Consider the following 5,987-nt stretch of genomic DNA (forward strand, 5'->3'; position numbering starts at 1 on the left):
CCGCCAGCGAGTCCTTCGCCTTCAACCCCATCCACAGCACCACGCCGCCCGCGACCGCCAGCATGACTCCCAGGACCCGGCCAGCTCCCACGTTTCCTCCTTTTGGCTGCCGCGCAGGATACGCAGAGTCGGACGGCACCACCACCCCGCACTGCACCTGATATGCATCGGGGGCCATGCCCTACACCCCCATCATCGGCACCCTCGGCTACGTGATGTCCCCAGACGGGGCGCGGGTGCTCCTGATCCACCGCAACGCGCGCCCCAACGACGCGCACCTGGGCAAGTACAACGGCCTGGGCGGGAAGATGCAGGCGGACGAGGACGTCGTCTCCTGCATGCGCCGGGAGATCCGTGAGGAGGCGGGGATCGAGTGCGAGGAGCTGAGGCTGCGCGGCACGATCAGCTGGCCCGGCTTCGGCCCCAAGGGGGAGGACTGGCTGGGCTTCGTCTTCCGCATCGAGCGCTTCACGGGCACGCCGCTCGAGCGCAACCCCGAGGGCGAGCTGTCCTGGGTGCCGGTGAAGGACATCCTGTCCCTGCCCTTGTGGGACGGGGATCGGCACTTCCTCCCGCTGGTGTTCGACGCGGATCCGCGCGCCTTCCACGGCGTCATGCCCTACGCCGGGGGCCGCGCGCTGAGCTGGAGCTTCGCCCGGACCTGACGTCCGAGCTCCCTCCACGGGTCTGATCCGGCCGGATCAGGGCCAGATCCAGCACTGCGGGTGTGATCCACCCTACCTGATACGGTCGAGACGCTGGATCATCCCCAGGGAAGCTGTAGTACCTTCCCGCCGTCTTCCAGGAGGACCCGTCAGGTGTTACCCCGTCCCAGTTGGTTGGATTCGCTGCTCGCGCGCTTGGGATTCACCCAGTGGGTGAAGGAACTGCGCGCGCTGCTGTGGCGGAAGCCGGGCGGCGAGTCCCTGGATAGCCAACCCGAAGCCCGCAGTCAGCAGCTGCAGTCCCCTCCCACCGAGTCCACAATGCCCAAGAAAGCCAAGAGCCAGAAAACCTCCCGTCCCCAGCGCGCCAAGACCCCGAAGCGCACCGCGAAGCCCGCTGCCAAGAAGGCGGCGGCGAAGCGGGGCAGCAGCGCGACCAAGAAAACCGGCGCGTCCCGAGCCGCCACCGCGGAGGCCGTGAAGCAGCTCGTAGATGCGCTGCAGGCGCACCCGCAGCAGAAGGGGCTGGTCTCGGCGGGGCAGCAGCAGAAGGATCAGCTCCTGCGCTCGCTGATCCCGCTCTACCTGGCGCGCTCGCTGGGCCTGGAGGTGACGTCCGGCACCACCTCGCGCTTCTGGAGCAAGTTCGGCGTGAGCTATGCCGCCCCGAACGCCGCCAAGGCGCTGCGCATCCACACCGGCTACGCCTCGGACACGAAGAAGGGCCGCGCCATCACCGCCAAGGGCGTCCGCTACGTCGAGGACGCCATCGCCCGCGGCTGAGCCTGACCGGGCGCCTGGGAGCTCCGGCAGGCTTCCAGGCGCTTGCAGGTGTCACGCCTCTCGCTCGAACCTCCAGCCATAGAAGCGGGCGCAGTTCTCCGAGAGGATCTTCCGCCTCGCGCTCTCCTCGAGGGGGATCTCCAGGAAGCGCTCCACGGCCCGCGGGTAGCGGGAGTCCGGGTGCGGCCAGTCCGTGGAGAAGACGATGTTGTCCGCGCCCATGTGCTGGACGACGTGCGTGACGAAGTCCTCGTCCGCCTCCACCGAGACGACGCACTGCCGCCGGAAGTAGTGGCTCGGCGGCTCAGGGAGCTGCTGGTGGGTGACGCCCAGCTCGATCTCCCAGTGCTCGTCCATCCGGTGGAGCAGCCAGGGGACCCAGCTGCAGTTGCCCTCGAAGAGGCCCACCTTCAGCCCGGGGTGCCGCGCGAGCACGCCCCCGCCGCAGAAGGCCATGGCCGCGTACATCATCTCCATGGAGTGGCAGGCCACGTGGCGCAGGAAGATGTTGCTGCCGAACCGCCTCCCGGCCTGCGGCAGGTGCGAGCCCACCCCCTCATGGAAGACCACGGGGACGCCCAGCGCCGTGCACGCCTCCCAGAGCGCGTCATAGGCCGGGTCGTACCACTGCCGGCCCTGTACAGGGTTCGGGCGAAGGAAGATGGCCCGGAAGCCGAGCTCCTCCACGGCCCGGTGCGTCTCCCGCACGGCCTCCTCCACGGAGTGCGGCGCCACCATGGCCGCGCCGAGCAGCCGCCCGGGAGCGCGCTTCACGTAGTCCGAGAGCCAGTCGTTATAGGCCCGCGCCACCGCCCCGGCGAACGCCGGCTCCAGCTCATCCACGGCGAGCGCGAGCAGCCCTGAGGTCGGAAAGACGACCGTCACGTCCACGCCTTCGACGTCCATGGCCTCGAGCTGGGTGTCCGCGGACCAGCCGCGCCGGGAGAAGTCGCCGAACCGGGCCTGCTGGAAGGCCTCCAGCGAGCGAGCCTCCGGGCGCTGCTCCATGGCCTGGCGCACGGCCGCGCGCAGTTGGGGCGCGGGGAGCACCGCCGGCAGCGGGCGGCCCTCGGGTCCCCGGGGATCGAACCAGGGCATGAGCCGCTGCTCGAGCTCCATGTAGACGACCGCGTTGCGGAACGCGAACTCCGAGCTGCGAGGCGCCCGTGCCCGGTACTGGGGATCGATGTAGCGCTCCCACAGATCCGGGGGCTCCACACAGTGCATATCGCTGTCGAACACCTTGTAGCCTGCTCTGGCCATCTGTCCTCGCCTCCATCGTCAGGTGACTTCTGGGACGGAGGTACCGTGCCTCGACTGTGACGGGGGGGCCGCTTGCCCGCTCGGCGATCAGGCGCAGGCGAAGTGTCCCCTCACATCCTCGCTCGCCGCACTCGATCCCGAAGGGTGACGGCAGCGGCGGCCTCACGCACCCAACTTCAGGACAGGACCTCACGACCGAGGCCCGGTGCACGGAGGGCAGCGAGCCATGGACATCCACTTCGAGAAGCTGACGATTCCCGCCACCGACGGGTTCCCGCTGGCCGCGACGCTCTACTCCCCGGAGGGAGACGCCGACCGGCCGGTGGTGCTCATCAACCAGGCCACGGCAGTCAAGCGGACCCTCTACGATCGGTTCGCCCGGTTCCTCGCGGAACGGGGAATGCACGTCCTCACGTATGACTACCGCGGCATCGGCGGCTCCCGTGTCGGGCCGCTCCGCGCGCTGACCACGGACATGAAGGACTGGGGCACGCGGGATCTCGCGGGGGCCGTGGACTGGTTGGTAAAGCGGTTCCCGCGCAGCCCGCTGCTGGCCGTGGGACACAGCTCGGGCGGTCAGCTGCTCGGGATGACGGACCGCATCCAGCACCTCTCCGCCCTGCTCCTGGTGGGCGCGCAGAGCGGGTACTGGCGCCACTGGGCGGGGCCTCGGCGCTACCAGCTCGCCTTCCTCTGGTACGCGGCAATCCCCATCGCCGTGCGCCTGCTCGGCTACTTCCCATCGAAGCGGCTCGGCCTGGGAGAGGATCTGCCCGGCGGCGTGGCGCGGGAGTGGGCCCGCTGGTGCCGGAACCCGGCCTATATCTCCGACAAGCGCGGGGTACCCCTGCGCCCATACTTCGAGGACTTCTCCGGCCCGCTGCTCGCCTACAGCTTCTCCGACGATCGCTCCGCGACTCGCGCCGCCGTGGACGCCCTGACCGCCTTCTACCGCCGTGCGCAGAAGGAGCGCCGCCATCTCTCGCCAGCTGACCTGAAGGTGGACGTCATCGACCACTTCGGGTGGCTCCGAGAGGGCTTCCGTTCACCGCTGTGGGAGGACATGGCCGCCTGGCTGCAGGAGCAGGCCGCCGCCGTCCGCCCGGGCGCGACGGCAATGCCGCTCGGTGCGTCACATCCGCCCACCCAACCCTCTCACCTGTCATGAACCTGGCACGAGACACCTTCATCCAGATCCTGAACCGCCACGTCTCCGATGCGACCCTGCGGCTGGTCGTCGATGGCAAACCCCTCACGGCCGGCGCCGGGGAGCTCCCTCCCACGGTGGCGCTCCGAGTCCACGATGACCGCTTCTTCACGCGCGTGCTCAGCCAAGGGAACCTCGGCATGGGCGAGGCCTACGTGGACGGAGACTTCACCGTCGAGGACGGAGAGCTCCACGAGCTCCTCACCCTCCTGCTGCGCAACCGCATTGATCGGAAGGTGAGAGGAGATCCGGGCACGGTGCTCCGAGTGCTGCGCGTGCAGCTGGGCAACAAGCTCTCGGGTGGCCAGTGGCGCTACGTCCAGCGCCACTACGATCTCGGCGACGAGCTCTTCGAGTCCTTCCTCGACGAGACGATGACGTACTCGTGCGGCTACGCGTTGACGCCGGAGGACTCGCTGGAGGAGCTCCAGCGGAACAAGCTGGACCGCATCTGCCGCAAGCTGGAGCTGAAGCCGGGAGAGCACCTGCTGGACATCGGGTGCGGGTTTGGCGGCCTGCTCATCCACGCGGCCCGTCACTACGGCGTCACGGGGGTGGGCATCACCAACAGCCGGCGGCACTGCGAGCGAGGCAACGAGAACATTGCCCGCGCGGGGCTGGCCGACCGCATCCGGATCGAGCTGCGCGACCACGCCTCCATCGACGGCCGCTTCGACAAGATCGTCAGCGTGGGCATGCTGGAGCACCTGCCGCGCAAGGAGTACCGGCGCTACTTCTCCCGGATCGCCCGGATGCTGGCGCCGCAGGGCCTGGGATTGGTGCACGCCATCGGAACCAGCGCGCCCACCAACACGCATGATCCCTTCATCCAGCGCTACATCTTCCCCGGCTCGGGGCAGGTGAAGCTCTCGGAGCTGGCGACCCACCTGGAGCGCCAGGGGCTGGCCATCCGCGATGTGGAGAACATCGTCCGCCACTACCACTACACGGCGAAGCACTGGCTCCAGCGCTTCCAGCAGAACCAGCACAGCCTGGATCCGCAGCGCTACGACCCGGCGTTCCGCCGCCTCTGGGAGTACTACCTGCACTGCTGTGTCGCGGCGCCGCTCGCGTCTGACGGCACCGTCTACCAGGTGCTCTTCACGAAGGACTACGCGGCCCCCATGCCGCTCCACCGCGTCTGAGCCAGACGTCTGAGCCCGCCCCCGCCAAGGAGATCACCCGTGCACCCTCTGTCCATCCTGAACCAGGAGTTCCTCGCGCGTGGCTGGAACCGCAAGCCCACGGGCCGGCTCCTCGCGGAGCTCGCCTTCCACGTGACGCTCGCGCTCGGAGGCCTCGTCCTCGTGGTGCTCTCCCGGACCGTGCTGCTCGATGTGCTCGGCGTGCTCCTCTCCGCGCTGGGCTCGCTGGGCGTGTCGACGAACACCCATACCTCCTCGCACTACGCCACCTGCAACCGGCGCTGGGTGAACCGGGCCCTCACCTACTTCGGCTACCCGCTCTTCCTGGGCATGTCCGCCACGTACTGGTGGCACAAGCACGTGGCCGTCCACCACCCCACCCCCAATGTCATGGGGCTGGACGACGACGCGGATCTGCTCCCCACCTTCACGCTCACCGAGAAGGATGTGGCCGAGGCCCGGGGGCTGCGCCGCTGGTGGTTCGAGCACCAGTGGCTGACCATCCCCTTCGCCATTGCCTTCAACGCGCTGAACGTCCAGCAGACCGGGGTGCGCTATCTCTTCGGCTGCCTGCGAGATCCCGCCCGCCGCACAGCCGCTCACGTCCATGACGGGCTCATGCTCCTGGGACACGTGGCCCTGTGGCTGGTGATTCCGGCGTTCTTCTTCGGGCCGCTGCCCGTGCTGGCCCTGTACGCCGTGCGCGTGGTGCTCCTGGGGTACGCGATCTTCATCGCCTTCGCCCCTGCCCACTTCCCGGAGGAGGCGGCCTTCCTGGATCGCGAGGGCAAGGGCCGGGCCGAGTACTTCCGGAAGGCGGACTACATCCTCCTGCAGACGTCCACGACGCTGAACTTCCGCACGGGCCTCCTCGGCCGGCTCTTCTGCGCGGGGGTGGACTACCAGATCGAGCACCACCTCTTC

At 68.9% G+C, this 5,987-nt stretch carries 6 protein-coding genes; 5 read left to right on the top strand and 1 reads right to left on the bottom strand.

Annotated elements, in window-relative coordinates; translation table 11 throughout:
- Positions 1–176: 176 nt before the first annotated feature.
- Positions 177–665, top strand: a complete 489-nt coding sequence (locus tag VD972_RS19485; protein ID WP_324989155.1) for an 8-oxo-dGTP diphosphatase — start codon at positions 177–179, stop codon at positions 663–665.
- Between the two features lie 195 nt (positions 666–860).
- Positions 861–1,448: a hypothetical protein gene (locus tag VD972_RS19490; protein ID WP_324989157.1), complete on the top strand. Its 588-nt coding sequence runs from the start codon at positions 861–863 to the stop codon at positions 1,446–1,448.
- A 51-nt stretch (positions 1,449–1,499) separates the two neighbouring features.
- Here VD972_RS19490 and VD972_RS19495 read toward each other — a convergent pair whose 3' ends face one another.
- Positions 1,500–2,711 carry an amidohydrolase family protein gene (locus tag VD972_RS19495; protein ID WP_324989159.1) on the bottom strand — a complete coding sequence of 404 codons (1,212 nt, stop codon included), beginning with the start codon at positions 2,709–2,711 and terminating at the stop codon, positions 1,500–1,502.
- Positions 2,712–2,937: 226 nt separating this feature from the next.
- Between VD972_RS19495 and VD972_RS19500 the strand changes: the two genes are divergently transcribed.
- From VD972_RS19500 to VD972_RS19510, 3 genes are all read left to right on the top strand, one after another.
- Positions 2,938–3,879 carry an alpha/beta fold hydrolase gene (locus tag VD972_RS19500; protein WP_324989161.1) on the top strand — a complete coding sequence of 314 codons (942 nt, stop codon included), beginning with the start codon at positions 2,938–2,940 and terminating at the stop codon, positions 3,877–3,879.
- Entirely contained in the window at positions 3,876–5,063 is a 1,188-nt protein-coding gene (locus VD972_RS19505) for a class I SAM-dependent methyltransferase (protein WP_324989163.1), read from the top strand. Before VD972_RS19500 ends, VD972_RS19505 begins: the two co-directional genes overlap by 4 nt.
- 39 nt (positions 5,064–5,102) lie before the next feature.
- Positions 5,103–5,987, top strand: an 885-nt coding sequence (locus tag VD972_RS19510; RefSeq protein ID WP_324989165.1) for a fatty acid desaturase, incomplete at its 3' end; no start/stop codon positions are given.

The organism is Hyalangium sp., from assembly GCF_035629615.1.
Lineage (GTDB): Bacteria > Myxococcota > Myxococcia > Myxococcales > Myxococcaceae > Hyalangium.

Coding starts and splice junctions, on each gene's coding strand:
- VD972_RS19485 (WP_324989155.1), top strand. CDS start 177: ATGCCCTACACCCCCATCATCGGCACCCTCGGCTACGTGATGTCCCCA.
- VD972_RS19495 (WP_324989159.1), bottom strand. CDS start 2,711: ATGGCCAGAGCAGGCTACAAGGTGTTCGACAGCGATATGCACTGTGTG.
- VD972_RS19500 (WP_324989161.1), top strand. CDS start 2,938: ATGGACATCCACTTCGAGAAGCTGACGATTCCCGCCACCGACGGGTTC.
- VD972_RS19505 (WP_324989163.1), top strand. CDS start 3,876: ATGAACCTGGCACGAGACACCTTCATCCAGATCCTGAACCGCCACGTC.